The sequence below is a fragment of the Tropicimonas sp. TH_r6 genome, assembly GCF_033101155.1.
GTDB lineage: Bacteria > Pseudomonadota > Alphaproteobacteria > Rhodobacterales > Rhodobacteraceae > Tropicimonas.
Genome location: NZ_JAWMPX010000032.1, coordinates 30518 through 56384, shown reverse-complemented (window position 1 = coordinate 56384; position 25867 = coordinate 30518). Strand labels below are relative to the sequence as shown.

Here is a 25867-nt window from a genome sequence, read left to right as displayed (position 1 = left end):
GCCCCGGCCGGGGTCGCGCGCCTCAGCTCGGCTGTTCCGGCATCGAGAGGGTCATGCATCGGGCGACGGCCGGGCGGCTGGGCCGCCCAGCTTGCGTCGGCTCTCAGCCCAGAACCGCGCGCACCGCCTCGGCCGCCTTGCTTGCGATCTCCTCGGCCTCGGTACGGCTCAGGCAGAGCGGCGGGGCGAAGCCAAGAATGTCGCCCTGCGGCATCGCCCGCGCGATCACACCACGTTCCAGAAGCGCCGCCGCCACACGCGGCCCGACCTTCTCGCTGGCATCGAAGAAACTGCGGCTGTCGCGGTCGGCGACGAATTCCAGCGCGGCAAGCATACCGTCGCCCCGGACCTCGCCGACATGGGCGTGCTCACCAAGCGCCTCCAGCAGGAGGCCACGCAGATATGCGCCGGTGGACCCGGCATTCTCGACCAGCCCGAGGCTGTCGATCAGCTTCAGGTTGGCCACGCCCGCCGCCGCCGAGATCGGGTGCGCCGAATAGGTCCAGCCATGACCGATCGGGCCGTTCTCGTCGGTCCCCTTCTCCAGCACGGACCACATATCTTCGGAAATGATCGACCCCGAGAGCGGCGCATAGGCCGAGGTCAGCCCCTTGGCGATGGTGATGATGTCCGGGCGGATTCCGTAATGGGGCGAGCCGAACATGGTGCCGAGACGCCCGAAGCCGGTCACGACCTCGTCGGCGATCAGCAGGATGTCGTGCTTCTTCAGGATCGGCTGGATGGCGTCCCAATAGCCCGTCGGCGGCGGCACGATCCCGCCCGTTCCGAGGATCGGCTCGCCAATGAAGGCGGCGATCGTGTCAGCGCCCTCGCGCTCGATCAGCGCCTCCAACTCGGCGGCACAATGGGCGACGAAACCCGCCTCATCCTGCGTGGCATCGGCGCGGCGGAAGTAATAGGGCGCTTCGGTGTGGAGCACCTGCGGCAGCGGCAGGTCGAACTTCTTGTGGAATAGCTCCAGCCCGGTCAGCGAGCCGGTCATCAGCCCGGAACCGTGATAGCCGCGCCAGCGGCTGATGATCTTCTTCTTCTCCGGCCGGCCGAGGATGTTGTTGTAATACCAGACCAGCTTGACATTGGTCTCGTTGGCATCCGAGCCGCCAAGGCCGAAATAAACCTTCGACATATGATCGGGCGCGCGGTCGAGGATCATCTTTGACAGCGTGATCGAGGCCTCGGTGCCATGCCCGACATAGGCGTGGTAATAGGCAAGCTCGCGCGCCTGTTCGGCAATCGCCTCGGCGATCTCCGTCCGTCCATAGCCGACATTCACGCAATACAGCCCGGCAAAGGCATCGAGCAGCCGATTGCCGTCCCGGTCCTCGATATGGCAGCCCGACCCGCCGGTCACGATCCGCGACGGCGTCTCGCCGCGCGCATGTTGGGCGAGATGGGTCGAGGGGTGGAAGAAATTCTCCCGGTCCCATTGGGACAACTGGTCATTCGTCAGCATGTCAAACCTCTTTGGTCCTGCCCGGCCCGGATCTGCTGGCTGCGGCCAGCGCCCGGGTGGCGGTTGCAATATCCTGTACGCCTGTTTCTGAGAGGCCACAGACGGTCGTATCGTTGGCAGTTCTCTGTCCAATGCCAGCCGCCCGCGTGGCACGCAACTCCCCCATGGTCTTGCACAGTCAGGTCCGGGTGCAGATGTGAAGATCGGCCGCAGCGCTCCGTTTGAGAACGCCCGTCTACTGTGCAATTCCCGGTGTCAGGCCGATTTGATGTCCGCACAGCCGGGCAAGCAGCGGCGACAGCCCTGAAGGGATCATACCCACCCTGCCGCGTAAAACGGCACGGGGGACGGTATTCTCCGACATATCCGGTCGCAAGGTGCGTCCCCGCATGTCTATGACTTGACAGCGGGAACACGCCTCCCGCTATTCTGGCCACCAGACCACGCTGCCCCTTCGACGGCCCCCCGCGACCCGGTGGTGCGGCTCTCCGCAACAGGATGAACAGGCTCCCGGAGCCCGGAACCGCACCAGCTCGCATCGTCAGGAGGAGCCTCCGCATGACCGCTCAAGACCTTCCCTTCAGCCGCGCCGAATATGCCCGCCGTCTGGAGAAGACCCGCGCCGCGATGTCCGCAGCCGGGCTCGACCTGCTTTTCGTCGAGGACCCGTCCAATATGGCCTGGCTGACCGGTTATGACGGCTGGTCCTTCTATGTCCATCAGGGCGTGCTGGTCTTTCACGACCGAGACCCGCTCTGGTGGGGGCGGCGCATGGATTCCAAGGGCGCGCTGCACACGGTCTGGATGGAGGCCGAGCATGTGCGCGCCTATGCCGACAAATACGTGCAGTCGACCGAGTTCCACCCGATGATGGATCTCGCCGAGATCATCCGCGAGGCGGGCCATGGACGCGGCCGGGTCGGCGTCGAGATGGAGAATTACTACTTCTCGGCCAAGGCCTACATCACGTTGCTGGCCGAGTTGCCGGAGGCGGAGCTGGTCGATGCAACCGCGCTCGTGAATTGGCAGCGCGGGGTGAAATCCGACGAAGAGATCGCCTTCATGCGCAAGGCTGGCGGCATCGCCGAGCGGGTGATGGATGGCGTGATCGAGCGGATCGAGCCGGGGATGCGCAAGAACGAACTGGTGGCGGAGATCCTGCGCGACCAGGTGCTGGGCAATGGCGAGGATTGGGGCGATTACCCGGCCATCGTGCCGCTGGTGCCGAGCGGGCCGGCGGCCTCGGCGGCGCATCTGACCTGGAACGGGGACCCCTTCCGCTCCAACGAAGCGACCTTCTTCGAGCTGGCCGGCTGCTATCGCCGCTACCACGTCCCGCTCTGCCGAACCGTCTCACTCGGCGCGCCGAGCGACGCACTCCTGCACGCCGAAGCGGCGCTGGTCGAGGGGCTGGAGGCCGGGCTGGACGCCGCGCGCGCGGGCAACCGGGCCTGCGACGTGGCCAATGCGCTGGCCGCCCCTCTGGAACGCGCCGGCATCGAGCGCGGCGCCCGCTGCGGCTACCCGATCGGGGTGAGCTACCCACCGGACTGGGGCGAGCGCACCATCTCTTTCCGCGCCGAGGACGAGACCCTCCTCGAGCCGGGCATGAGTTTCCACTTCATGCCGGGGATCTGGATGGAGAATTGGGGGCTGGAGATCACCGAGAGCATCCTGATCCGCCCCGAAGGCCCGGCCGAATGCTTCTGCGACCGACCACGCAAGCTCATCGTGAAGCCGTAGACATGGAGCGGCTCGCCAGCGCCATCGCGATCCTCGACGACCTGATCGCCTTTCCGACGGTCTCCTCGGAGTCCAACCTGGAGATGATCGTCCATCTCGCCTCGCTGCTCTCGGAGGCGGGCGCGCATGTCGACCTCTTCCATGACAGCACCGGGCTCAAGGCCAATCTCTTCGCCACGCTGGGCCCGGAGGGGCCGGGCGGGATCGTGTTGTCGGGCCATACCGATGTCGTCCCCGCCGAGGGGCCGGGCTGGAGCACGGACCCGTTCCGGCTGCGGCAGGAGGATGGCCGGCTCTACGGGCGCGGCAGCTGCGACATGAAAGGCTTCCTCGCCGCCACTCTCGCCTGCCTGCCCGATTTCACCGCCACCGAGCTGCGCCGCCCGCTGCATTTCGCCTTCACCCATGACGAGGAGGTGGGCTGCCTCGGCGCGCAACAGCTCGTCAGGGAGCTTCAGCACCGCGAGATCGCCCCCGCCATGGCGATCATCGGCGAGCCAACCGAGATGCGGATCATCGAGGGGCACAAGGGCTGCAACGAATACACCACCCGCTTCACCGGCACGCAGGGCCATGGCTCGGCGCCGGAGCTGGGCGTGAACGCTGCGGAATATGCCGCGCGGTTCGTGCACCACCTGCTGTCGCTGCGCGACGATCTGAGGGCGCGGGAGCCGTCGGAAAGCCGGTTCGATCCGCCCTGGAGCACGCTCAATATCGGCCAGATCCAGGCCGGCACGGCGCGCAACGTGCTGGCCGGATCGGCGGTCGTCGAATGGGAGACCCGGCCGGTCGTGGCCACCGATGCCGCCTTCATGCGCGACGCCGTGCGGATCTTCTGCGAGGAAGTTCTCCTGCCGGAGATGCGCCGCATCGCGCCCGATGCGTGTATCGAGACCGAGATCATCGGCGAGATCGCCGGGATGGTGCCAATGGCCGCGAACCCCGCGCGCGACCTCGTGGCGGCGCTGACCGGCGAGACGGAGGCCGAGCTTGTCGCCTTCGGCACCGAGGCGGGACTGTTTCAGGCGATGGGCCTGTCGGCGGTGATCTGCGGCCCCGGCTCCATCGCGCAAGCGCACCAGCCCGACGAGTTCCTCGAAGTACCGCAGCTCGCCCGCTGTCTCGACATGCTCTCGGGGCTGGCCCGCCGGTTGCAGAGCCGCTAGACCGGTCTCCTGATGCTGCGGATCTTTCCGATCTGGCTGCCAGGAGAGGAGAGAGCCTTGCGTCCGCCCCGTTGCCATATGCACAGGACATCCCGACCATGCCAGCGCCCGTAACCGGCCCCGTGCTCTTCCTGGACGAGATCCGGGACGGCCAGCTCCATCTCGCCGCGCTCTTTCTCGTGGAGGAAGGCCATCCTTGTCCGCCGATAGAGACCACGGACGGGGTCCACGCTCCCGAACCGCTGGCGGATTACGGCTCCGTCACGGCGCTGCGGGTGCGCTTCACCCTGCCCTGCGCACGGTCTGCGTCCTATCGCTGGAACGGCATCGACCACGACCTGGCCGGCCTGACGGGCGGCGATCTGCGGCTGGCCTATGTCTCCTGCAATGGCGAGGAGGTCGGCGATCTCGAACGCGCCGGCTCCGAGCGCAACATCATGTGGGCGCGGCTGAGCCACGAGCAGGACCGCGCGCCTTTCGCGCTGCTGCTGCATGGCGGCGACCAAGTCTATGCCGACGAGGTGACCAAGGGCCATCCGCTCAGCGAAGGCTGGCCGGAAAAGCTGCCCGTGGACCCGTCGCCCGAAGCGATGGCAGGGCTGCGGGCACATCTTCGGCTGGGCTTCATGGAGCGCTACAGGACGCTGTACAGCGCGCCCGAATTTGCCCGGCTGGCCGCGCGCGTGCCCTCGCTGATGCAATGGGACGATCACGATATCTGCGATGGCTGGGGCTCGCTGCCCGAGGAAACGCTGCAATCGCCCGTTGGGCGTGCCCTGTTCGAGACCGCGCGGGAGGCCTTTCTCGTATTCCAGCAGGCCGCGTGCGATGGCGACCTGCCAGCGCGGTTCACGGATCCGAAAGGGCAACATCTGGGCTGGTCGATCCAGAGCGAGGGGTTGCGCATTCTCGCGCCGGACCTGCGCTCCGAACGCACGCGCCACGCGATCATGGGCACGGGCAGCTGGGAGATGATGGAAGCGCAGGCAGAGATGCCCGCGCCGGGACGAACCCTGCTGATGTCCAGCGTACCGTTGCTCGGGCCGCGCCTGTCCATCCTCGAAAGCGTGATGCTGGCGATCCCCCGAATGCAGAAATACGAGGACGACCTGCGCGACCAGTGGCAGAGCCACGCCCATCGCGAAGAATGGATACGGATGCTCTCGCTTGTCTGCGGCATGGCCGAGGGCTCGGACCGGGATGTCACCGTGCTTTCAGGCGAGATCCACCTCGCCACGCGGGCGATGATGGATCTCGGTCCGCACGGAAAGTTGCACCAGCTCGTCGCCTCCGGCATCTCGCATCGCGCGCCGCCCCGGAGCTGGGCCTTGCTCCTCGGGCTTCTGGCGCGCGCGGGAGAAGACCCGCTGCCGGAGCACCCGATCCGGATCGCGCGCATCCCCGGACAGTCCGGGCGCTACGTGGCCGAGCGCAATTACCTCGTGCTGGAACGGGTGGGCAGCGCCTGGCAGGCGGTCTGGGAGTTCGAGACCAGCGGGCGCAGCGCGCCTCTGCCGCTCGACTAGGCTTCCGTGCCCGGGGTCTCGAGCTGCCGGCGCAACTCCCTGCGCAGCACCTTGCCGACCGAGTTACGTGGCAGGTCCGGGACGAAATGGATATGTTTCGGGATCTTGTAGTGGGTCAGGAAGCGGCGGCTATGGGCAAGGATGTCCTTGGCCGTAAGTGCCGCCGCCTCGGGCACGACGAAGAGGCAGACCGCCTCGCCGGTCTTCGTGTGCGGCATGCCGACCACAGCGCATTCGGCCACTTCCGGCATCTGGCTGATCACATTCTCGATCTCGTTCGGGGCCACGTTGAAGCCTGACACGACCACGAGATCCTTCTTGCGGTCGACGATCCGATAGGTCGCGTCCGCCGAGCGCACGACGACATCGCCGGATTTGAGCCAGCGATCCGGAGTCAGGGTCCGTTCGGTCTCTTCCCGGGCGTTCCAGTAGCCCTGCATGACCTGTGGGCCGCGCACCCAGAGCTCGCCGGGGTCCCCATCTGGCACATCGGCGCCGCTATCGTCGACCACGCGCAGCTCCGTCTCGGCGAAGGCGACACCGATCGAGCCCACGCGCTCCTGCCCGAGGATATTCCCGGTCACACCGGGAGAGGCTTCGGACATGCCATAGGATTCGCTGACAATACATCCGGTCAGCGCCTTCCACTTCGCCGCCGCGTCCTTGGTCAGCGCCGCACCGGCGGCCACGGTGATCTTCAGCTCCGAATAGTCCAGCCCGCGAAAGGCGTCGTGCCCCGTCAGCATGAGGAGCAACGCGTTGATCTGCAAGAAGCCATGCATCCGCTTTCCCCGCAGCGCCCGAACGAAGCCGTCGAGATCGCGCGGGTTGGGGATGAGCAAGGAATGGCAGCCCTTGCTCAGGAAGACGAGGTTATGCGCGGTGAAGGAGAAGATGTGATAGAGCGGCAGCGGCGCGACCCAGATGCTGCCCGGCGCGCCCACCGCCTCGCCGAGATGGGTCTGGACCTGGCCCATATTGGCCACGAGATTGCCATGGCTCAGGATCGCCGCCTTGGCCGGTCCGGTGGTCCCGGCGGTGTATTGGAGCACCGCGATATCCTCGCTGCCGCTGACGTGATCGGCACGCGGGGCGCGTTCCCCGCGCCGCAGCGCCTCCCGAAAGGAGACCTGCCGGGCAAAGCGATAGGGCGGCACCAGCTTCTTCACCCGCTTGACCACCGTGTTGATCAGGGTGCGGCGCAGCGGCGGATGCATGTCCCCGGCTTGCGTGACGATCACCAGCTCGACATCGGTTCCGGGCACGACCCCGGCCGCGACATGCGCCACATTGGCCAACACGACCAGCGCCTTCGCCCCGCTGTCGCGCAGCTGGTGCTCCAGCTCCGGCCCCGTGTAGAGCGGGTTCGTGTTCACGACGATTAAGCCGGCCCGCAGCGCGCCCAGCACGGCAATCGGGCTTTGCAGCAGGTTGGGCAGCTGGATCGCGATCCGATCCCCGGGCTCCAGCCCGGCCTGCCGCAGATAGGCGGCGAAATCAGCCGTCTTGCGCTCCAGGTCCGCGAAGCGCAGCTCGGCGCCGAGGGCCGAGAAGGCAATGCGCGGCCCGAACCGCCCGGTCGCGTGTTTCAACACGTCCGGCACGGAACGGAAACCATGCGGGTTCAGATCGGGCGTAATCTCGGTCAAGAGGTCGTCTCCCTCGGAGGGCTGGGGCGCGCTTCACCAAGCAAGACCGGGGCCAGCCTCGAGGAAAAAACGGTTGTCGCGAAATGCTCTGCGAACGCGGCAAATGTCAACGCGTTCCTGCGCCGTCGCTACGCTTCGCCCGAAGGCTCCGCAGGGGTGCCCGGCGGCTCGCCCCCCAGCGCTCGGCGCAGGCGCCGCGCCAGCCGGAACAGTGTTTCTGCGTCCTCGGCGCCAAGCGCATCGCGAATCCGGTCATCGACCGCGCACCAGACCGCCGATATCGCGTCCAGCTTCGCCAGCCCCTGCGGCGTCAGCTCCAGCACATTGCGTCGCCGCAGGGCCGGGTCCTGCCGACGGGTGATGAAGCCGGCCGCCAGAAGCCGGTCGGTCATCGTGCTCATGCCGGCTGGCGAAATGCCGACGGCAGCGGCAAGCTCGGTCTGGCTGACCGGCGCCATGTGCTTCATCGCCATCAACACCCGCGCCTGACGCGGATGAATGCCCAGAGGCGCCAGCAGCCGACGCTGCTCTTCCTCCACCAGACGGGCGGAATGCGCAATTCCGTGATGATCATGTTCTTTAGGTTGCATGGTAATTATTAATATATTAACGACCCATGGGAGCCAAGCAAAAACGCCTGGCCGACCAGGATCCCAAAGGCACATCCCCACACCCTGCCGAAGGACGACTTGATGAAACATCCCCATTGGAGCCGCGGCGCCCTGGCGCTCTTCCTCGCCTGTGCCGGCACCGCCTTCGCCGCCCCCTACCCGGTTCCCGATACCGGACAGACCGCGTGCTACGGCGCCACAAAGAAGATCCGCTGCCCGGCCCAGGGACAGGCCTTCTCCGGCCAGGACGCCCAGACCCGGGGCCGGCAGATGAGCTACACCGACAATGGAAACGGCACGGTAACAGACAATGTCACCGGCCTGATGTGGATGAAATCGCCTGACCTGAATGGCGACGGCAAGATCCGCGCCAATGACAAGCTGTCCTACAAAAAGGCCGTCTCCCTTGCCCGCACCGCCACGTTTGCCGGCCATGACGACTGGCGCCTGCCGACGATCAAGGAGCTCTACTCGCTAATGAATTTCAGCGGGATCGACCCGAGCGGCGTCAAGACCGCCAACAGCCGCCGCCTCTCCCCTTTCCTCGACGACACGGTGTTCGACTTCGCCTATGGCGACGTGAAATCCGGCGAGCGGTTCATCGACGCGCAGATGGCCTCGAGCGACCTCTATGTCGGCAAGACCAATCCCAACGAGCGGGCCGGCACGCTGTTCGGCGTCAACTTCGCCGATGGCCGGATCAAGGGCTACGGGCTGAAGCTGCATGGCCGCGACAAGACCTTTTATGTCATGCTGGTGCGCGGCCGGACGGGCTATGGCCGGAACGCCTTCTCCGACAATGGCAACGGCACCGTGACCGATGCCACCACCGGGCTGATGTGGAGCAAGGACGATTCCGTCAAACCGCTGAGCTGGCAGGAGGCGCTGGCCTGGGCTGATCAGGCGAATGCGCAGACCTATCTCGGCCATTCGGACTGGCGCCTACCCAATGTCAAGGAGCTACAGATCCTTGTGGATTACAAACGCTCCCCGTCGACCACGGGCAGCGCCGCGATCTCGCCGGTCTTCAAATCGACCGCGATCCGCAATGAGGCCGGCCAGACGGATTTCGGTGCCTACTGGTCCTCGACCACCCATGCCAATATGGGCCGCAAGCCGGGCATCGCCGCGGCCTATGTCAATTTCGGACGGGCGATGGGCTATATGCGCGGCCACTGGGTCGACGTGCATGGCGCTGGCGCTCAGCGTTCCGACCCGAAAGTCGGCAGTGCGGCCGACTATCCCGAGGGCCACGGTCCGCAAGGCGACGCCATCCGGGTGCGGAACTTCGCCCGCCTCGTGCGCGACGCAAGATGAGCAGGCATGCGCCGCCCGGCCTGTCCAGCGGCGCGCCGCTACCGGAACAATCTTGTTGCGACGCCCGAACTTCCGTTACGTTAGCGCCCAAGACAGGCGGCACGCAGAGCGAAACCGCCGACTGCGGTTGGTGTGTGGAATGGAGAGAGTAAAGATGAACCGGCGCATTTCAGGACTTGTCGTAACAGGCTGCATCGCCGCCGCCCCGGCCCTCACTCAGGAGGTCAGTTTCTCGACTGGCCCGGCGACCACCGTGATTGAGGGGCTGATCGAATGTGGTCGCGGCTCCCGCCCGAGCGCCGTCGGCGAGATCACCTCGGAGGATGGCACCCGTCGCATTCTCCCGGCCGAGACCCATTTCCAGACCGCCCCGAAGGCGGCCGATCTCTACAATGCCTGCGCCGGTTTCGAGCCCGCATCGCTGGCGGAGGTCGATCTCGACGGGCTCGAGAATTTCGATGCCGGCGGTTCCGAGGAATTCACGGCCCTGATCTTCGCCGACAACTATTTCGAGCTTTACGCGAACGGCACCCTGCTCGCCGTCGATGCCGTGCCCTTCACACCCTTCAACAGCAGCGTCATCCGCTTCCGGGCGGATCGCCCGGTGAGCCTCGCGGTGCTGGGCGTGGACTGGGAGGAAAACCTTGCCCTCGGCTCCGAGGCCGGACGCGGCTCGCCCTTTTCTCCGGGCGATGCCGGGATCGTCATGCAGATCCGGGACGCCGCTGGTGAAACAGTCGCCATCACCGATGCGAGCTGGCGTGCCCAGACCTTCTACACCAGCCCGATCACGGAACGCGCCTGCCTCGTGGCTGCGGGCCAGACCCGCGACAGCTCGGCCTGCAGCGCCAGCGCCGCCTCGGACGGGACCGGCTTCTCTGCCGCTTTCTGGGACATCCCCGAGGGTTGGATGCAGCCCGGATTCGACGACAGCGCCTGGCCCGCCGCCGTGACCTTTACCAACGAGACGGTCGGCGTGAACAACAAGCCCGCCTATACCAATTTCACCGAGATCTTCGACGCGCCCGGCGCGGATGCGCAATTCATCTGGTCCTCGAATCTCGTGCTCGACAACCTGGTGCTCCTGCGCAAGACCATCGACTGACCCCCCCCTCGTTTTCCCAGTGCAACCCCAATGACCTGAGTGGTATCCTCCATGTTCAACCCCCTGACACTTGCCGTCCTGACCGCAACCACGCTGGCCGCCGGCACAGCCCGGGCCGAAAATGTCGAGATCTACCTCACCGACATGCTGGACAATATCCAGGTCGGCTACTGCCTCGACATTGCGGGAGCCAAGGGTGCCTCGGCCGATCCCGCAGACGGGCTTCAGGGCCATACCTGCTACAGCCCCGGCGGCGAGCTTGGCGTCGACCAGATCTTCGAGACCGGGAAACTCGCCGATGGCATCCTCTATATGCCCGAATTCGACGTCTGCGCCCATGTCGCCTCGGCCGAAGCCGGGGCTGCCATCGCGCTGGCCGCCTGCGACGGCAGCGCGGCGCAAAGCTTCAGCTTCTCTGGCGAGGGCACGATCACACCGGCCTCCGCGTCGGATCTCTGCGTCACCGTCGGCGAGGACACCCGGTCCGGGCGCAGCGACGTAAACCAGATCAAGGCGCTCACGCTGGAAACCTGCGCGGCAGACAAGGCGGCCTACCAGAGCTGGAAGACGCGCAGCTCCGTCGAGTAACGCATTCGGATTATTGAAAAAGGCTGGCCGGGCCCGGACAGGTCCGGCGGCCTGCTCACGCGCTAGACATCCGTCGCGCGCTTGATGTCACCGGTATGCAGGACCGGAGACGCATCGAGATCCTCCGCGTCCAGCATCGCCGCAACGCGTTCGAGATTGGCCACCATCATCGCCTGTTCCCAATCCTCCAGCGCAGAGAAATTCCGCACGAAGCGCTGTTGCAGCGGGTCGGGCGCTTCGGCCAGTGTCTGGCGCCCCTTTGGCGTGATGTGGATATTGGTCTGCCGCCGGTCCAGCGCCGATTTCTCACGCAGCGCCATGCCGTCTCGCACCAGCTTGTCCACCAGCGACGTGACCGTTGCCTGCGAGACCCGCATCCGCTGCGCGATCTCCTTGGCGGTGACCTGACCGGTTTCGGCGATGATCTGCAGGGCGCGGAACTGCACCGCCGTGATCCCGGCAACCTGCTTGAGCTCGCGTCCGAACAGCTCCGTCGCGCGCAGAATGCGGCGCAGGGCAATAAGGCTGCTGTCGAGACGGTCCATGGCGCTCCCGGGTCCTAAGAATACCTAAGCATATTGAGGAGATCCCCGCGGTGCAATCTCGAGTTTACTTCGAAAAGTAAACCAAAACGGCCGCAAATAGCGACGGATTGTTAAGTAAATTTAACAAAAATGCGCAGTTTTCGGAGTTTTTTGCTTAGCCTGTTGAAATGATCGACCCAGTCATGTACTTCGCCAATCGAAGCAACAGGAGACTTTCGACCATGCAGCATCCCCGCGATCTCGTCCGCCCCTCCCTGCCCGCCCTGCGCAGACCACGGGCCGAAGACGGCGCCGCGATCTGGAAGCTCATTCGCGACTGCGCGCCGCTCGACGAGAACTCCATGTATTGCAACCTGCTCCAATGCGATCACTTCGCAGAGACCTGCGTGCTCGCGGAGCTCGATGGTGAGGCCGTCGGTTGGGTCTCGGCCTATGTGATGCCGAACGATCCCGAGACGCTCTTCGTCTGGCAGGTCGCCGTCTCCGAAACGATGCGCGGCGCCGGGCTCGGCGCGCTGATGCTGCAGGCCATCCTCGGCCGCGCGGCCTGTGACGGGGTGCGCCGGCTGCAGACCACGATCACCTGCGAGAACGAGGCCTCCTGGGCGCTCTTCCGCAAATTCGCGCGACTGCAGGACACAACGCTCAACGTACAGCCCTATTTCACCCAGGCGCTGCATTTCGAGAACCGTCAAAAGACGGAAAACCTCGTCACCATCCCGCTGGCGCAGCGCATGGCCAGGGCCGCCTGATGTGGCGCCCGGCCGCCCTCACCTCCCCCATTCCCGAATTTGAAAGAATTTCCATGACCCTGACATCCGCCACCGTCTCGCCGTTCAAACGACGTGAATCCGAAGCGCGCAGCTATTGCCGCGGCTTTGACGCCGTCTTCACCACCGCGCGCGGCTCCGAGCTCACCGATGACACGGGCCGCCGCTATGTCGACTTCCTCGCCGGTTGCTCCTCGCTGAATTACGGCCATAACGACCCGGACATGAAAGCCGCGCTGATGGACCATCTGGAAGCGGACGGCATCACCCACGGGCTCGACATGCATACCGACGCCAAGGGGGCTTTTATCGACGCCTTCGAGACCCATATCCTCGCGCCGCGCGGCATGCCCCACAAGCTGATGTTCACCGGCCCGACCGGCGCCAATGCCGTCGAGGCAGCACTCAAGCTGGCGCGCAAATCGACCGGCCGGCAGAATGTCATCGCCTTCACCAACGGCTTCCACGGCGTGACCCAGGGCGCTCTCGCCGCCACTGGCAACAGCTACCATCGTGGTGGCGCGGGCACGACGCTGAACAACGTCACTCGCCTGCCCTATGACGGTTATATGGGCGACGCTTTCGACACCGCGGACCTGCTTGAGGCGATGCTGGAGGACCGCTCCTCCGGACTCGACGCCCCGGCGGCGATCCTGCTGGAAGCGGTGCAGGGCGAAGGCGGGTTGAACGCCGCGCGTCCCGAGTGGCTGCGGCGCGTGGCCGAACTGGCCCGCGCGCATGGTGCCCTGCTCATCGTCGACGATATTCAGGCCGGCTGCGGTCGCACGGGCGGTTTCTTTTCCTTCGACGGGATGGGGATCAAGCCGGATATCGTGACGCTCGCCAAGTCGATCTCCGGTTATGGCCTGCCGATGGCGCTGGTGCTGGTGCGGCCTGACCATGACGTGATGGGCCCCGCCGAGCATAACGGCACCTTCCGTGGCAACACCCATGCCTTCGTCACCGCGCGGGTGGCGATCGAGAAATTCTGGGCCGATGACGCGCTGGAGCAGGATGCGATCCGTCGCGCCGGGCTGATCGAAGACGGGCTGCAAAACATCGCCGACATGGTCCCCGGCGCACGGCTGAAGGGGCGCGGCATGATGCGCGGCGTCGATGTCGGATCGGGCGAGCTTGCCGGCGAGATCTGCGCCCGCGCCTTCCAGAAAGGCCTGATCATCGAGACCGCAGGGCCGCGCGACGAGGTCGTCAAGATCCTCGCCCCGCTGACCACGCCGGATGCACTGCTGCGCAAGGGGCTCAACATCCTTGTCGATGCCGCGCGCGACGCGACGAGCAATATGCGGATCGCTGCGGAGTAACGGATATGATTATCAGGGATTTCAACGAGATCATCGAGAGCGAGCGGGACCGCGTCGTCTCGGATGCAAAATGGACCAGCGTGCGGATGCTGCTGGCAAGCGACGGGATGGGGTTTTCCTTCCACGTCACCTTCCTCGAAGCTGGCTCCGAGCATGAGTTCGAATACAAGAATCATTTCGAGAGCGTCTATTGCATGCAAGGGACCGGCTCGATCACGGATCTGGCCACCGGCGAGACCCACCCCATCAAGGCTGGCGTGATGTATGCGCTCGACAAGCATGACCGCCATATCCTGCGCGCGGAGGAGGAGCTGGTTATGGCCTGCTGTTTCAATCCGCCGGTGACCGGCACCGAGGTGCACCAGGCAGACGGTTCCTACGCCGCGCCTGAGCAAAAACCGGAGCTGGAAGAGGCCTGATCCATGACACATACGGTCGAAAAGATCGGCGGGACGTCCATGTCCCGCCTCGATGAGCTGCGCGAGACGCTCTTTCTCGAACATGGCACCCCGCGCTACGGGCGCATCTTCGTGGTCTCGGCCTTTGGCGGCATCACGAACCTTCTGCTGGAGCACAAGAAGACCGGCGAGTCCGGTGTCTATGCCCATTTCGCCAATGCCGATGACGACCATGGCTGGCATGACGCACTGACGCGGACCGGTGCGGCGATGGTCGCCGCGCATGAGGCGATCCTCGATGCGCCCGGCGATATCGAGCGCGCCACCGGTTTCGTGCAGGAGCGGATCGAGGGCGCCCGGAACTGCCTGATCGACTTGCAGCGTCTCTGCTCCTACGGGCATTTCCGGCTCAACGCGCATCTGCTTCAGATCCGCGAGTTGCTCTCCGGGCTGGGCGAAGCGCATTCGGCGCTGGTCGCCACGCTGATGCTGCAGCGCGCCGGGGTGAATGCGCGGCTTGTGGATCTTTCGGGCTGGCGCGACGATGCCGAACTGTCGCTGGAAGAGCGGATCAATGTCGCGATGGAAGGCGTTGACCCGGAACAGGAAATGCCCATCGTCACAGGCTATGCCCAGTGCAGCGAAGGCTTGATGCGCGAATTCGATCGCGGCTATTCCGAGGTCACCTTCTCGAAGCTGGCCGCGCTGTCCGGCGCGCGCGAGGCGATCATCCACAAGGAGTTCCACCTCTCCTCTGCCGACCCGAACCTGGTCGGCGCGGCGGCTGTGCGCAAGCTCGGGCACACCAATTACGACGTGGCCGACCAGATGGCCAATCTCGGCATGGAGGCGATCCACCCCTCCGCCGCCAAGACCCTGCGCCAGGCCGGCGTGCCGTTGCGCGTCGCCAACGCGTTCGAGCCGGAGGATGCCGGCACCATCATCGACGACCAGCCCGCCGAGAATGCGGCGGTCGAGATCGTGACCGGGCTGGACATCATCGCGCTGGAGCTGTTCGAGCCGGATATGGTCGGGGTGAAAGGCTATGACGCGGCGATCCTCGACGCGCTCACGCGCCACACTGTGCGCATCGTCTCGAAGCTTTCGAATGCGAACACGATCACCCACTATGTCGACGCTTCGCTCAAGTCGATCCGCCGGGTGGAGAGCGATCTTGCCGCGCTCTATCCGCAAGCCGAAATCTCGGTGCGCAAGCTGGCCCTCGTCTCGGTTGTCGGCCGGGACCTGAACGGGCTTCAGGTGCTGTCGCGCGGCTTGCAGGCCCTCGAGGCGGCCGAGATCGCCCCCCACGGCGCCTGCCAGGGCCCGCGCAATGTCGACACGCAGTTCATCCTCGACCGGACCGATCGCTCGGAGGCCATCCGCAGCCTGCACGCGGCCTTCGTCGAGGCGCAGGACGCGGGCTTCGCGCTGGTCGCCTGAACGCCGAACGCCGGCAAAAGACAAAAAAAATGCGCGCCCTCCTTTCCGGAGGGCGCGCATTTTTCGGTGCGGAAGCTCCCAGTCCCTACCCGTCCTCGGGCTCCGATATCAGCACATCACGCTCCGCCATCAACCCCTTCACGATGGCCACGCACATCAGCAGCAGCACGAGGCTGAAGGGCAGCCCGGTCGAGATCACCATCGCCTGCAGCGCCGACAACCCGCCGCCAAGCAGCAGCACGATCGCCACCGCGCCCTCGAAAGTACACCAGAAAACCCGCTGGCCCACCGGCGCGTCGACCTTGCCGCCAGCGGTGATCGTGTCGATCACCAAGCTGCCGGAATCCGACGAAGTTACGAAGAAGACGATCACCAGCACGATCCCGAGGGTCGAGGTGATTGCGGAGAGCGGCAGACCTTCCAGCATCGCGAAGAGCGAGATGGGCGGGTTGTAGCTGTCGATCACCTGCGCCTTGACCGCGCTGCCCGCCGGGTCTGACAGGACCTGATCGATTGCCGCGCCGCCGAAAACCGCCATCCAGAGCACGCAGACGAGGCTGGGGATGATCAGCACGCAGATCACGAATTCGCGCACCGTGCGGCCACGGCTGACCCGGGCGATGAACATGCCGACAAAGGGCGACCAACTCACCCACCACGCCCAGTAGAAGGAGGTCCAACCATCGAGGAAGCCGATATCCTCGCGCCCGACCGGGTTCGAGAGCGCGAAGATCTCGCGCGCATAGGTGCTCAGCCCGGCGAAGAAATCGGCGAGGATCACCCCTGTAGGTCCGACCAGCAGCACGAAGAGCAGCAGCAGCGCGGCCAGCACCATGTTGATCTCGGAGAGCACCTTCACGCCGCCATCAAGGCCACGCAGCACCGAGACCAGCGCCACGGCTGTGATGACGGTGATCAGGATGACCTGGACATTGATGCTGTTGGGAAGACCGAAGACATGCTCCAGCCCGGCATTGGCCTGCTGCGCGCCGAAGCCCAGAGAGGTCGCAAGGCCGAACAGCGTGGCGAAGACCGCGAGCGTGTCGATGATATGGCCGGTCCAGCCCCAGACGCGCTCGCCGAAGATCGGGTAGAAGGCGGAGCGGATGGTCAGGGGCAGGCCCTTGTTGAAGCTGAACAGCGCCAGCGCCAGCGCCACCACCGCGTAGATCGCCCAGGGGTGCAGGCCCCAGTGATAGATCGTCGCCGCGAGCCCCATGCGCTTGGCCGCCTCGACATTCTCCGGGATGATCGTACCATCCTCGGCGAAGGGAGACGGCACCCCGAGCGGCTCGGAGATGGCCATGTGATAGACCGGCTCGAGCACGCCGAAGAACATCAGGCCGATCCCCATACCGGCGGCAAACAGCATCGCGAACCAGCCAATATAGGTGTAGTCCGGCACCGCGTCCTTGCCGCCAAGCCGCACGCTGCCCCAGGGGCTGACGACCAGAAACAGGCAGAAGACGACAAAGAAATTGGCAGAGATGAGGAAGAACCAGTCGAAGGTGCTGGTCAACCAGGGTCGGAGCGCCCCGAAGGCGGCGGCGGCCTGCTCCTGGAAAACCAGCGCATAGAAGACGAAGGCGACGATGGTCAGCCCCGAGATCAGGAAGACCGGGTTGTGGACGTCGAAGCCGAAGGGCCCGAGCGAGCCTTCGACATTGTCCTGACCGATTTCGAAATCGGTCTCGATGATCTCCGTTTGGCCTTCCGGGTCGGGAATGCCCTGGTCTGTGGGGGCGTCGCTCATGCCTGATCTCCAGGTTGTTTGTGGTTCAGTTGCGTACGACCATCACGGTGGCCTTGGCGAGTTTGGCAATGGTACCGCCATCGGAGGGCAGAAGGTGATCCAGCACATTCGGGACATGCGCCTCCATCACGATGAGATCCGCCTCAAGCTCTTCCGTCGCGCGCAGCAAGCACGCGTCAAGCTCGACCCTCGGGTCATGGCTGATGATCGTATGATACCCGGTCGAAATTCCCGACCGGACAGCCTGGGCGGCGGCGAATTCCGCCAGGTTGCGCGTGTATTCCTCGGGCGTGTGACCGGTCGGGCCGGGGGCCGTGCCGGTCACCCCGGCATAGATGACCGGTATATCGAAATGGCGGGCAAGCTCGGCGGCACAGTCGAGCGACCGGCTCAGTTTGGCCTGATGGGCCAGGTCGACCGGAACCATGATCTTCGAGAACATCTTTTCCCCCTCGTGCTATGAGGCGCAGGCGCAAGACGCCTGTTGGCCGGCAGAAGCGCCCGACCGATTCAAGCCTAACAGCTTTGACGCGAAAAGCAAAAATACGACATGCACCCCGCCCCGGCTGCCCCGGCTTCCCCGCCCTGACCTGCTCTGCGTCGCGTCAGCTAACCGGCGGGTCCCGGACCCGGCCTGCGCCCCCCGTCTAGAAACGCGACGGGAATGCCCGGATATCCGCAAGGTTGAGCTCCCGGCTCGCGCGGCCGAAAAATCCCCGGCCAGCCCACCGCACACCTGCCGGGCCATTGATGCCCACCGCCCGTTCAGGGCCCGCAGCACCGGCGCCAGGTTCGTCAACGCGACGCATTCCGCCCGCCCCCGCCTTCCCTATACTCGCGTTCCGAAACGCATGGGCGCCCATTGTCGCCGGACCGCCCCCCTGCATATCGAGACGCCGCAGATCGGCGGCACCGGCTGAGGAACCGCACTCATGAGCAAGACCTATCGCATCGCCGCCATCCCGGGGGACGGCATCGGCAAGGAAGTCCTCCCCGTCGGGCAAAAGGTCATCGACCTGATCGCACCACGCCATGGCTTCAGCGTCGACTGGACCGGGTTCGACTGGTCCTGCGAGAGATATCACCAGACCGGACGCATGATGCCCGAGGACGGAATCGAGCAGATGAAGGCCTTCGACGCCATCTATCTGGGCGCGGTCGGCTATCCCGGCGTGCCGGATCACGTCTCTCTTTGGGGTCTGTTGATCCCGCTGCGCCGCGAGCTTGACCAATATGCCAATATCCGCCCCGTCCGCCTGTTGCGCGGGATCACGCCGCCGCTGGCGGGACGCGGCCCGGAGGATATCGACTTCATCGTCGTGCGGGAGAATGTCGAGGGCGAGTATTCCGAGATCGGCGGGCGGGTCTATCGCGGCACGGATCAGGAGGCCGCGGTGCAGGAGACCATCTTTACCCGCCGCGGTTGCGACCGGATCATGGACTATGCTTTCGAGCTGGCCTCGAAACGCGCGGCGAAACAGGTGACCTCGGCAACGAAATCCAACGGCATCATCCACACCATGCCCTTCTGGGACGAGCGCTTCGCCGCCGCCGCCGCGCGCCATGCCGGCATCGAGACCAACCAGTTCCATATCGACATCCTGACCGCGCATTTCGTGCTGCATCCGGACTGGTTCGACGTGGTCGTGGCCTCCAACCTCTTCGGCGATATCCTCTCCGATCTCGGCCCCGCCATCGCTGGCTCCATCGGCATCGCGCCTTCGGCCAATATCAACCCCGAGGGCACCTACCCCTCCATGTTCGAACCGGTCCATGGCTCGGCGCCCGATATCGCCGGCACCGGCGTGGCCAACCCGGTTGCCGCCGTCTGGAGCGCCGCGATGATGCTGGAGCACCTGGGCCAGCCGGAGGCCGCCATCGAGATCGAGCGCGCCATCGAGGTCTCGCTGGAACGGGAGGAGACCAGGACACGCGATCTGGGAGGCACCGCCGACACGGCGGCTTCCGAGGCTGCGATCCTTTCCGCGCTGACCTGAGAACGGGCCCGGCACCGCCGAACGGGCAGAACAACGCTGCGGCGCAGCGCCATGCGGCGTGTTGCGCCCTTCGCTTTCCGGTCCGAACGATGAATGATAGGCCCAAGCAAGCATACGAACCAAAAATGAGCGCCCATGCCCTATGACATCCTGACCCTTCGTCGATTTCTCCTGCAGGAATACCGGACACACGGGGTCGAGAAGGACCTCGTCTTCCTGCTGGAAGATATCGCCACCGCCTGTCGCGAGATCTCCTTCGCGACCCGCAACGGGGCGTTTTCCGGCCAGCTGGGCGCGACGGACTCCACCAATGTCCAGGGCGAGACGCAGAAGCAGCTCGATGTCTTCGCCAATGACCAGTTCATCAGCCATATCCGGAACTGTAGCCGCGTCGTCGCGCTGGTCTCCGAGGAGCTCGACGAGGTCATCTGGCTCAAGCGCACCGCAACGGCCGGCGATTACATCGTCTATTTCGACCCGCTGGACGGCTCCTCCAATCTCGACGTGAACCTGTCGGTCGGCTCGATCTTCTCCATCGCGCATCTGCCCGGACGGGTTCAGGTCGGCGACGACAAGGCGCTGCTGCGCGCCGGAACAGATCAGGTCTGCGCGGGCTACTCGATCTATGGCCCCGCCACATCGCTGGTGATCACGCTTGGCAATGGCGTGCATGAGTTTGCCAACCACCTCGGCACCGGCGAGTTCCGCGTCGTCTCGGCCAATATGCACGTGCCCGAGGACAGCAACGAATTCGCCATCAACTGCTCGCGCTATGCCGATTGGGATACGCCGGTGCGCACCTATGTCGAGGAATGCATCGCCGGGACAGAGGGTCCGCGCGGCAAGCGGTTCAACATGCGCTGGACCGGCTCGATGGTGGTCGATATCCACCGGATCCTGACCCGCGGCGGGGTGTTTCTTTACCCGGATGACCGGGACAACCGCGACAAGGGCGGCAAGCTGCGGCTGATGTATGAGGCCAACCCGATGGGCTTCCTGATCGAACAGGCCGGCGGGCTCGCTTCGACCGGGCGCGGACGGATCCTGGAAATCCCGCCGACATCGGTCCACCAGCGGGCCTCCGTCATCCTTGGCTCGAAAAACGAGGTCGAGCGGATCGAGGCGCATTACCGGGACTTCGACGCGGCGGGCGGTATCGAGGCCGAAAAGAAAGCCGCGGAAGCGGAGGCGAGCTAACCCTCGCCCGGCGGCGCCTTGGTAAATTCCGCCACCAGGCGCCGCAACCCGTCATCCTTCAACCGCAGGAGCGCCCCTTCAGGCGAGACCCAGAGGCGGCTGCGATGGCTTTCCTCCCAGTCGCGCATTTCGAGCTGCCGCGTGACCTTCATCGGATAGAGCGCGACGCGGCAGGTCGCGCCCCATTTCGCGATCTCGAAATGCCCGATGGGATCCGGCCCGATCTCGCCGAAAATCCCGGCCTCCTCCTCGGCCTCTTTTCCAGCCGAGGCGCGGGCGCTGTATCCAGGTTCGTGAATCCCCTTCGGCACGACCCAGTGATTGCGCTTGCTCGACCCGATCAGCAGGATCTCGATCCCATCCGCGCCCGGACGATAGGGCAGCACCGCCGACTGGCTGTAGTAATAGGCAGGCCGGTCGCGCCATTCGCGCTCAGTCGGACCATCGAAGGGGAATTTCTCCGGCAGGTCTTCCGGGCGAACGGTCTCCAGCAGTCGCGCGGAGCCCCTCGTCAGATCCGAAATGGCGTCCGGAAGCGCGAGGCGGAAGAGGCTTCCCGTTCCGGCCTCGGGCGCGCGTCTGCCAAACAGGGTCGCCAGAAGCGCGCGCATCGCCTTGCCATCCAACACCAGCATCACGCGGTCATCCTCGGTCGCACAGCCGCCCAGCAGGCCGGCAACGTCTTTCGCTGATCCCTTTCCGAGACTGGCCGCGCGCTCCAGCCCCCGCGCCCCGAGCCCGGCCGCCTTGAGCGCCTTTTGCGCCGTAACGAATGCGCGTTCCGAGGGCGCCGCGATGACCCGGCCGGGGAGATGCCCCTGCCCCGCGAGCCAGGTGCCGATGCGCTGCGCCTGACGCTTGCCGCCATCGCGCAGCGGGCGCGCGCGCTGCGGCCCATGCCAGTTCCGCACGCCCTTGCCGGACTGCAACAGCAGCAATTCCCGTGTCACGGTCCTATCTCCCGTTCAGGCGCATAAGAAGCGCTGTTCCATAAGACCTACCGCACGGGACCACACCCGACCATGGGGTCCTTGCTGGCACCGGTCGACACAGGCGCGTGCACCGGGAGGCGCGGACCGGTGCGGCGCACGCGACGCTCATCTCGCCCGAAACACGATTCGACATTGCGAGCCACCCGCCGCTCTGCCACCCTTGCCACACCGGGCGGCAAAAACTGTCATGAAACTGTCCCCTTGCCGCTCCATAACCATGTGAAACCGCCCATGACCCGCTTTCTCGACACCATTCGCCCAACCGTCCGGGCCGTGATCTTGCGGCAGGGAAAGCTCCTGGTGCAGGTGAAACAGAAACCCGGCATGCCCGTCACCCTGACGCTGCCGGGGGGCAAGCAGGAGCCGGGAGAGACGATGCAGGACGCCGTGACACGGGAATGCTTCGAGGAGGTTGGCGCCGAGGTCACGGTCGGACCGCTGCTGCACGTGGCCGAGGTCTTCAAACCGAAGGGAGAGGGCGTGAGCCACCGGGTCGAGATGCTCTTCGCCTGCGAGATCCCAGCCGATTACACCGCGCGCCTCGGCCCCCACCCCGACCGGTCGCAGATCGACACGATCTGGGCCTGTCCCACCGAGGAGGCCGGCCACTTCCGCCCCGCCTTCGCCCCGCACCTGACCGACCCGGACACGCCGCTCTACCTGGGGGTCTTCGATGGCTAAACTGCCGCGGGCGATCGAGGAGAACCTGCATTTCCTCTGCGCCGAGCTTGACGGGCAACTGGCCGGCCTTCAGGATTATTTCGAGGCGCCCGAGACCGGCACCGCGCAGAAGGTGATCCTGCGCGCGGGCTACACGGACAACCTGCGCGCGCGCGTGTTAGCCGCCAGCCGGCGGGGGCTTTCGGGAAAGAAGCTTGGCAATGGACAGCGGCTCGTGCTGCAGAGCGCGGACATGGCCGGGCGCAATCTCGACCTGATCGGCCGGCTGGCGCGGCGCAGCCTGCTCCATGCCGAGGATGTCCGGATCAAGGAGTTGCTGCGCCCCGACGCCTATCCCAAGGTTATCAAGCAGGTGCGCTCCGGCGTCTCCCTTGTCATGCCCGCGATCCGGGCCAGCGAGAGCGGACAGGCGATCCGGATCGGCCAGACCAAGGCCAAGCTGGACGATCTCTATGACCGCCTCTTCCAGACCTATACGCGCGACATGCGCAAATCCAAGCACACCGAAGACCTCGCCAACTGCCTGCTGGCCGCCAATGAAATCCGCCGCATGGGCGACGCGCTGCAGGGCGTGAGCGAGGCGCTGCTCTCGGCCAGCATCGGCCAGCCGGTGCAGTTCGAGCGCTATTTCACCCTGCGCAGCGTGCTCTCGGGCACGGATGTGCTGGAAGAGGATCTCGAACTGGAGCCAATGGCCGAGACCCGCTCCGGCAGCGCCATCTCGGCGGTACGCGCGCGCGACAGCGAGGAGGGTGCGGTGGATGCAGTCTTCAAGGATGGCGCGCTGGAGAAGGTCCGCGAAGAACGGGCCGGTGTGAAGAACTGGCACTCGGTCTATCCCGGCCTCGCGCCGAAGATCCTCTCCTACAAGAAGCGCGGCCAATCCGCGGCGTTGCTGATCGAACACCTGCCCGGCCACACATTCGAACATATCCTGCTCAACGAAGGCGATGCGCTGCTGCGCGACGCGCAGAAGGCGCTCAGCAAGACCCTGCGCGACATCTGGAAGAGCACGCGCACCGAGGATCCCGCCGAGATGGCCTCGATGCGTCAGCTCGCGCGGCGGATGGCGGATGTGCGTCGCATCCATCCGGAGTTCGGCCCCGGCAAGACGCGGATAGGCGGGCTGGAGATCGACGGTTTCGACAAGCTCGTCGCCCGGGCGGGCGCCCGAGAGGCCGCCCTGCCCGCTCCCTACTCGGTCCATATCCACGGCGATTTCAACCTCGACAACGTGATCTACGATCCGGTTGAAAAGCGCATCCGCTTCATCGACCTGCACCGCTCGCGCTACATGGACTACGTGCAGGATATCTCCGTCTTCATGGTGTCGACCTACCGCCTCCAGGTGCAGGATGGCCCCGTTCGGCAGCGCATCGCCGACCTGGCCTGCGATATTCACGCCATGGCGGCGAAATTCGCCCGTGCGCAGAAGGACGGAACCTTCGAATACCGCCTGTCGCTGGGGCTGGCCCGCTCCTTCGCCAGCTCGACGCGCTTCATCCATGACAAGGCGCATGCGCGACGCATGTTCCTGCGCGCCCGGTTCCTGCTCGAAACGGCGCTGGCCTGTCCGCCGGGGCGGGAGACGCGTTTCAAATTGCCCATCAGGGAGTTGTTCAGTGACTGAACCGAAGATCGGGGTCGTGGGGATCCCGGGGAAGTGGTCGACCGAGGCGCTGGCCGATGCCATCGAGGCGCGCACCGGCTTCCGGCTGGTGATCGATATGGGCCGCGTGGTGATGGACCTCGCCAGCGGCGTTTTGCTCTACGAGGGCACGGACCTGACCACGCTGGACGGGCTGGTGATCAAGAAGATCTCCGAGACCTATTCTCCGCATGTGTTGGACCGGCTGGAGATGCTGCGTCTGGCCGAGGCGAAAGGTGTGAAGGTCTTCTCCCGCCCCGAAGCGGTGCTGCGGCTGATCGACCGGCTGGCCTGCACGGTCTCGCTCGCCGCCGCTGGCATCCCGATGCCACAGACGCGGGTCACGGAGGACAAGGAAGCCGCGCTACAGGCCGCGCAGGATTTCGGCACCGCCGTCTTCAAGCCGCTCTACTCGACCAAGGCGCGCGGCATGACGCTGATCGCGGGTGATGATCCCGCCGCGCCAGCACAGATCGCCAGTTTCGCGGCCGAGCACCCGGTCATGTATATCCAGCAGAAGATCGACCTCTCCGGGCAGGATCTCGGCATGGTCTTTCTCAGCGGCAACTACATGTGCACCTATGCCCGCGTCTCGCAGAGTGACACCTGGAACACGACCATCCATTCGGGCGGAAAATATGCCGGTTTCGAACCGGAGCCGGAGCTGATCGATATGGCGCGCCGCGCGCAGGCGCCGTTCGGATTGGACTTCACCACCGTTGATGTCGCCCTGACCGGAGATGGGCCGATCGTCTTCGAGGTCTCTGCCTTTGGTGGCTTCCGGGGCGTGAAGGAGGGCTGCGGACTAGACGCCGCCGCCGCGCTGACCGAGCATGTGATCAAGCGGGTCGCCCCATGAGCCTGACCTGCGTGAAAGACGCCCTGAAGAAGCTTGATTTCTCTACTCTTTCCACGATCAAGCCGCTCTACCTCCAAGTCGGCCCTCTACGAGCGCGGATCGATTGCCTGGACCCACTGCGCGCCGAGCTGGAGACCTATTTCGAGGATGCCTTGGCTGGTCCCGGCCCCGTGGACAGCCATGTCGAGGTGCTGGACGGTCAGGCGCTCACCCCCGCGCCTGACTGGATCGACTGGGCGCGCGAGCCGGGCAAGACCGGCCGCAAGGACGCGATCTTCGACCTCGCGGACGGGCGGCTCGTGCACAAGGTCCGCACCGGCGTCACCTTCCTGCAATCGCCCGAGCGCGCCGTCGCCTTTGGCCCCTGCGCGACGCATCCCAACCAGGTTATCAATTTCGTCAACACGCAGTTCCTCAATATCTGTCAGCGTGGAGGCTGGCAGATCTGCCACGCGGCTGCGTTGACGAATGGCAGCACCGGGCTGGCCATTGCCGGGCTCTCGGGGGGCGGGAAATCGACCGCCGTGCTGCGAATGATGGAGCTGGACGGCACGGCGTATGTCTCCAATGACCGGCTGCTGCTGCGCGCCGGCCAGCCGCCCACAGCGCTTGGCATCCCGAAACTGCCGCGCATCAACCCCGGTACGATCCTGCACAATCCGCGGCTTGCGCCGATGCTGGGCGAGGCCCGCCGCGCCGAACTGGCCGCTCTGCCGCAAGATGCGCTTTGGAAACTGGAGGAGAAGCATGACCTCTCCATTTCCCGCATCTATGGCCCAGGTCGCGTGCAGTTCGAGACCGGACTGACCCATTTTTGGGTCCTCAACTGGTCCCGCGACAGCGAAGCTCCCACCAAGCTGCGCCGTGTGGAAATCGCCACCCGCCCGGACCTTCTCGGCGCGATCATGAAAAGCCCCGGCCCCTTCTACCGCAAATCCGATGGGAGTTTCCTGACCGACAGCGAGCACCCGGAACCGGCGGGTTACCTTGCCGCGCTTGTCGGCATCGAGATCTTCGAGGTGAGCGGCGGAATCGATTTCGGCGCGCTTTTCGCCGAAGGCCAGGCACTGTTCGGGGGCTGAG

23 protein-coding genes are annotated in these 25867 nt (G+C 65.4%); 16 read left to right on the top strand and 7 right to left on the bottom strand.

All coding sequences use genetic code 11. The features are described from left to right. Positions 1-103: 103 nt before the first annotated feature. Positions 104-1474 (bottom strand): aspartate aminotransferase family protein, encoded by a 1371-nt coding sequence (locus tag R3X27_RS21880; protein ID WP_317711030.1) that lies wholly within the window; start codon positions 1472-1474, stop codon positions 104-106. Positions 1475-2032: 558 nt separating this feature from the next. On the opposite strand from R3X27_RS21880, the gene R3X27_RS21875 reads away from it, so the two are divergent. The 3 genes from R3X27_RS21875 (at position 2033) to R3X27_RS21865 (ending at position 5909) form a co-directional block, all read left to right on the top strand. After that, on the top strand, positions 2033-3217 hold the full coding sequence (locus R3X27_RS21875) for a M24 family metallopeptidase (RefSeq protein WP_317711029.1): 1185 nt from the start codon (positions 2033-2035) through the stop codon (positions 3215-3217). Positions 3218-3219: 2 nt separating this feature from the next. Next, entirely contained in the window at positions 3220-4383 is a 1164-nt protein-coding gene (gene argE, locus R3X27_RS21870; protein ID WP_317711031.1) for an acetylornithine deacetylase, read from the top strand. A 98-nt stretch (positions 4384-4481) separates the two neighbouring features. Then, positions 4482-5909: an alkaline phosphatase D family protein gene (locus tag R3X27_RS21865; RefSeq protein WP_317711028.1), complete on the top strand. Its 1428-nt coding sequence runs from the start codon at positions 4482-4484 to the stop codon at positions 5907-5909. Here R3X27_RS21865 and R3X27_RS21860 read toward each other — a convergent pair. Then, positions 5906-7558: an AMP-binding protein gene (locus R3X27_RS21860; RefSeq protein WP_317711027.1), complete on the bottom strand. Its 1653-nt coding sequence runs from the start codon at positions 7556-7558 to the stop codon at positions 5906-5908. The two genes, R3X27_RS21865 and R3X27_RS21860, sit on opposite strands and share 4 nt — an antisense overlap. A 128-nt stretch (positions 7559-7686) precedes the next feature. Then, on the bottom strand, positions 7687-8148 hold the full coding sequence (locus tag R3X27_RS21855; RefSeq protein ID WP_317711026.1) for a MarR family winged helix-turn-helix transcriptional regulator: 462 nt from the start codon (positions 8146-8148) through the stop codon (positions 7687-7689). Positions 8149-8250: 102 nt separating this feature from the next. Here R3X27_RS21855 and R3X27_RS21850 point away from each other — a divergent pair, with 102 nt between their 5' ends. The 3 genes from R3X27_RS21850 to R3X27_RS21840 all read left to right on the top strand — a co-directional run bounded on the left by R3X27_RS21850 (position 8251) and on the right by R3X27_RS21840 (position 11179). Beyond that, positions 8251-9486, top strand: a complete 1236-nt coding sequence (locus R3X27_RS21850) for a DUF1566 domain-containing protein (protein ID WP_317711025.1) — start codon at positions 8251-8253, stop codon at positions 9484-9486. A gap of 154 nt (positions 9487-9640) precedes the next feature. Continuing rightward, complete coding sequence (locus R3X27_RS21845) at positions 9641-10591, top strand: hypothetical protein (RefSeq protein WP_317711024.1); 951 nt, start codon at positions 9641-9643, stop codon at positions 10589-10591. Between the two features lie 51 nt (positions 10592-10642). Further along, positions 10643-11179, top strand: a complete 537-nt coding sequence (locus R3X27_RS21840) for a ricin-type beta-trefoil lectin domain protein (RefSeq protein ID WP_317711023.1) — start codon at positions 10643-10645, stop codon at positions 11177-11179. A gap of 62 nt (positions 11180-11241) precedes the next feature. Here the strand turns inward: R3X27_RS21840 and R3X27_RS21835 are convergent, their stop codons facing one another. Continuing rightward, a complete protein-coding gene (locus R3X27_RS21835; RefSeq protein WP_317711022.1) occupies positions 11242-11724 on the bottom strand; it encodes a MarR family transcriptional regulator in 483 nt (160 codons plus the stop codon). A gap of 221 nt (positions 11725-11945) precedes the next feature. Between R3X27_RS21835 and ectA the strand changes: the two genes are divergently transcribed. The 4 genes from ectA to R3X27_RS21815 are packed head-to-tail and all read left to right on the top strand — an operon-like array spanning position 11946 to position 15657. Next, positions 11946-12476, top strand: a complete 531-nt coding sequence (gene ectA / locus R3X27_RS21830; RefSeq protein ID WP_317711021.1) for a diaminobutyrate acetyltransferase — start codon at positions 11946-11948, stop codon at positions 12474-12476. 53 nt (positions 12477-12529) lie between these two features. Next, entirely contained in the window at positions 12530-13816 is a 1287-nt protein-coding gene (gene ectB / locus R3X27_RS21825) for a diaminobutyrate--2-oxoglutarate transaminase (RefSeq protein WP_317711020.1), read from the top strand. 5 nt (positions 13817-13821) lie between these two features. After that, the gene (locus tag R3X27_RS21820; RefSeq protein ID WP_317711019.1) at positions 13822-14235 is read left to right on the top strand and encodes an ectoine synthase; all 414 of its coding nucleotides are present in this window, start codon (positions 13822-13824) and stop codon (positions 14233-14235) included. Positions 14236-14238: 3 nt separating this feature from the next. Next, on the top strand, positions 14239-15657 hold the full coding sequence (locus R3X27_RS21815; RefSeq protein WP_317711018.1) for an aspartate kinase: 1419 nt from the start codon (positions 14239-14241) through the stop codon (positions 15655-15657). A gap of 85 nt (positions 15658-15742) precedes the next feature. Here R3X27_RS21815 and R3X27_RS21810 read toward each other — a convergent pair whose 3' ends face one another. Next, positions 15743-17410, bottom strand: coding sequence for a BCCT family transporter (locus tag R3X27_RS21810; RefSeq protein WP_317711017.1), 1668 nt, complete (start codon positions 17408-17410; stop codon positions 15743-15745). A 25-nt stretch (positions 17411-17435) separates the two neighbouring features. After that, on the bottom strand, positions 17436-17852 hold the full coding sequence (locus R3X27_RS21805; protein WP_317711016.1) for a universal stress protein: 417 nt from the start codon (positions 17850-17852) through the stop codon (positions 17436-17438). Between the two features lie 490 nt (positions 17853-18342). Between R3X27_RS21805 and R3X27_RS21800 the strand changes: the two genes are divergently transcribed. Beyond that, a complete protein-coding gene (locus R3X27_RS21800; RefSeq protein WP_317711015.1) occupies positions 18343-19407 on the top strand; it encodes a tartrate dehydrogenase in 1065 nt (354 codons plus the stop codon). Between the two features lie 135 nt (positions 19408-19542). Then, the gene (locus R3X27_RS21795; RefSeq protein WP_317711014.1) at positions 19543-20604 is read left to right on the top strand and encodes a class 1 fructose-bisphosphatase; all 1062 of its coding nucleotides are present in this window, start codon (positions 19543-19545) and stop codon (positions 20602-20604) included. Here R3X27_RS21795 and R3X27_RS21790 read toward each other — a convergent pair. After that, a complete protein-coding gene (locus R3X27_RS21790) occupies positions 20601-21554 on the bottom strand; it encodes an NUDIX domain-containing protein (protein ID WP_317711013.1) in 954 nt (317 codons plus the stop codon). The genes R3X27_RS21795 and R3X27_RS21790 overlap by 4 nt on opposite strands. A 273-nt stretch (positions 21555-21827) precedes the next feature. Between R3X27_RS21790 and R3X27_RS21785 the strand changes: the two genes are divergently transcribed. The 4 genes from R3X27_RS21785 to R3X27_RS21770 are packed head-to-tail and all read left to right on the top strand — an operon-like array spanning position 21828 to position 25866. Then, a complete protein-coding gene (locus R3X27_RS21785) occupies positions 21828-22277 on the top strand; it encodes an NUDIX domain-containing protein (RefSeq protein ID WP_317711012.1) in 450 nt (149 codons plus the stop codon). Further along, the gene (locus R3X27_RS21780) at positions 22270-23907 is read left to right on the top strand and encodes an aminoglycoside phosphotransferase family protein (protein ID WP_317711011.1); all 1638 of its coding nucleotides are present in this window, start codon (positions 22270-22272) and stop codon (positions 23905-23907) included. Before R3X27_RS21785 ends, R3X27_RS21780 begins: the two co-directional genes overlap by 8 nt. Then, positions 23900-24784, top strand: a complete 885-nt coding sequence (locus R3X27_RS21775) for a GAK system ATP-grasp enzyme (RefSeq protein WP_317711010.1) — start codon at positions 23900-23902, stop codon at positions 24782-24784. Before R3X27_RS21780 ends, R3X27_RS21775 begins: the two co-directional genes overlap by 8 nt. Next, complete coding sequence (locus tag R3X27_RS21770) at positions 24781-25866, top strand: HprK-related kinase B (protein WP_317711009.1); 1086 nt, start codon at positions 24781-24783, stop codon at positions 25864-25866. Before R3X27_RS21775 ends, R3X27_RS21770 begins: the two co-directional genes overlap by 4 nt. Position 25867: the final 1 nt, after the last annotated feature.

Excerpts from the sequence above, each read along its gene's own strand:
- R3X27_RS21875 (WP_317711029.1), top strand. The coding sequence starts at position 2,033 with ATGACCGCTCAAGACCTTCCCTTCAGCCGCGCCGAATATGCCCGCCGT.
- R3X27_RS21785 (WP_317711012.1), top strand. The coding sequence starts at position 21,828 with ATGACCCGCTTTCTCGACACCATTCGCCCAACCGTCCGGGCCGTGATC.
- R3X27_RS21855 (WP_317711026.1), bottom strand. The coding sequence starts at position 8,148 with ATGCAACCTAAAGAACATGATCATCACGGAATTGCGCATTCCGCCCGT.
- R3X27_RS21770 (WP_317711009.1), top strand. The coding sequence starts at position 24,781 with ATGAGCCTGACCTGCGTGAAAGACGCCCTGAAGAAGCTTGATTTCTCT.
- R3X27_RS21780 (WP_317711011.1), top strand. The coding sequence starts at position 22,270 with ATGGCTAAACTGCCGCGGGCGATCGAGGAGAACCTGCATTTCCTCTGC.
- R3X27_RS21810 (WP_317711017.1), bottom strand. The coding sequence starts at position 17,410 with ATGAGCGACGCCCCCACAGACCAGGGCATTCCCGACCCGGAAGGCCAA.
- ectB (WP_317711020.1), top strand. The coding sequence starts at position 12,530 with ATGACCCTGACATCCGCCACCGTCTCGCCGTTCAAACGACGTGAATCC.
- R3X27_RS21820 (WP_317711019.1), top strand. The coding sequence starts at position 13,822 with ATGATTATCAGGGATTTCAACGAGATCATCGAGAGCGAGCGGGACCGC.
- R3X27_RS21835 (WP_317711022.1), bottom strand. The coding sequence starts at position 11,724 with ATGGACCGTCTCGACAGCAGCCTTATTGCCCTGCGCCGCATTCTGCGC.
- R3X27_RS21805 (WP_317711016.1), bottom strand. The coding sequence starts at position 17,852 with ATGTTCTCGAAGATCATGGTTCCGGTCGACCTGGCCCATCAGGCCAAA.
- R3X27_RS21815 (WP_317711018.1), top strand. The coding sequence starts at position 14,239 with ATGACACATACGGTCGAAAAGATCGGCGGGACGTCCATGTCCCGCCTC.
- R3X27_RS21850 (WP_317711025.1), top strand. The coding sequence starts at position 8,251 with ATGAAACATCCCCATTGGAGCCGCGGCGCCCTGGCGCTCTTCCTCGCC.
- R3X27_RS21840 (WP_317711023.1), top strand. The coding sequence starts at position 10,643 with ATGTTCAACCCCCTGACACTTGCCGTCCTGACCGCAACCACGCTGGCC.
- argE (WP_317711031.1), top strand. The coding sequence starts at position 3,220 with ATGGAGCGGCTCGCCAGCGCCATCGCGATCCTCGACGACCTGATCGCC.
- R3X27_RS21880 (WP_317711030.1), bottom strand. The coding sequence starts at position 1,474 with ATGCTGACGAATGACCAGTTGTCCCAATGGGACCGGGAGAATTTCTTC.
- R3X27_RS21800 (WP_317711015.1), top strand. The coding sequence starts at position 18,343 with ATGAGCAAGACCTATCGCATCGCCGCCATCCCGGGGGACGGCATCGGC.
- R3X27_RS21845 (WP_317711024.1), top strand. The coding sequence starts at position 9,641 with ATGAACCGGCGCATTTCAGGACTTGTCGTAACAGGCTGCATCGCCGCC.
- R3X27_RS21865 (WP_317711028.1), top strand. The coding sequence starts at position 4,482 with ATGCCAGCGCCCGTAACCGGCCCCGTGCTCTTCCTGGACGAGATCCGG.
- R3X27_RS21795 (WP_317711014.1), top strand. The coding sequence starts at position 19,543 with ATGCCCTATGACATCCTGACCCTTCGTCGATTTCTCCTGCAGGAATAC.
- ectA (WP_317711021.1), top strand. The coding sequence starts at position 11,946 with ATGCAGCATCCCCGCGATCTCGTCCGCCCCTCCCTGCCCGCCCTGCGC.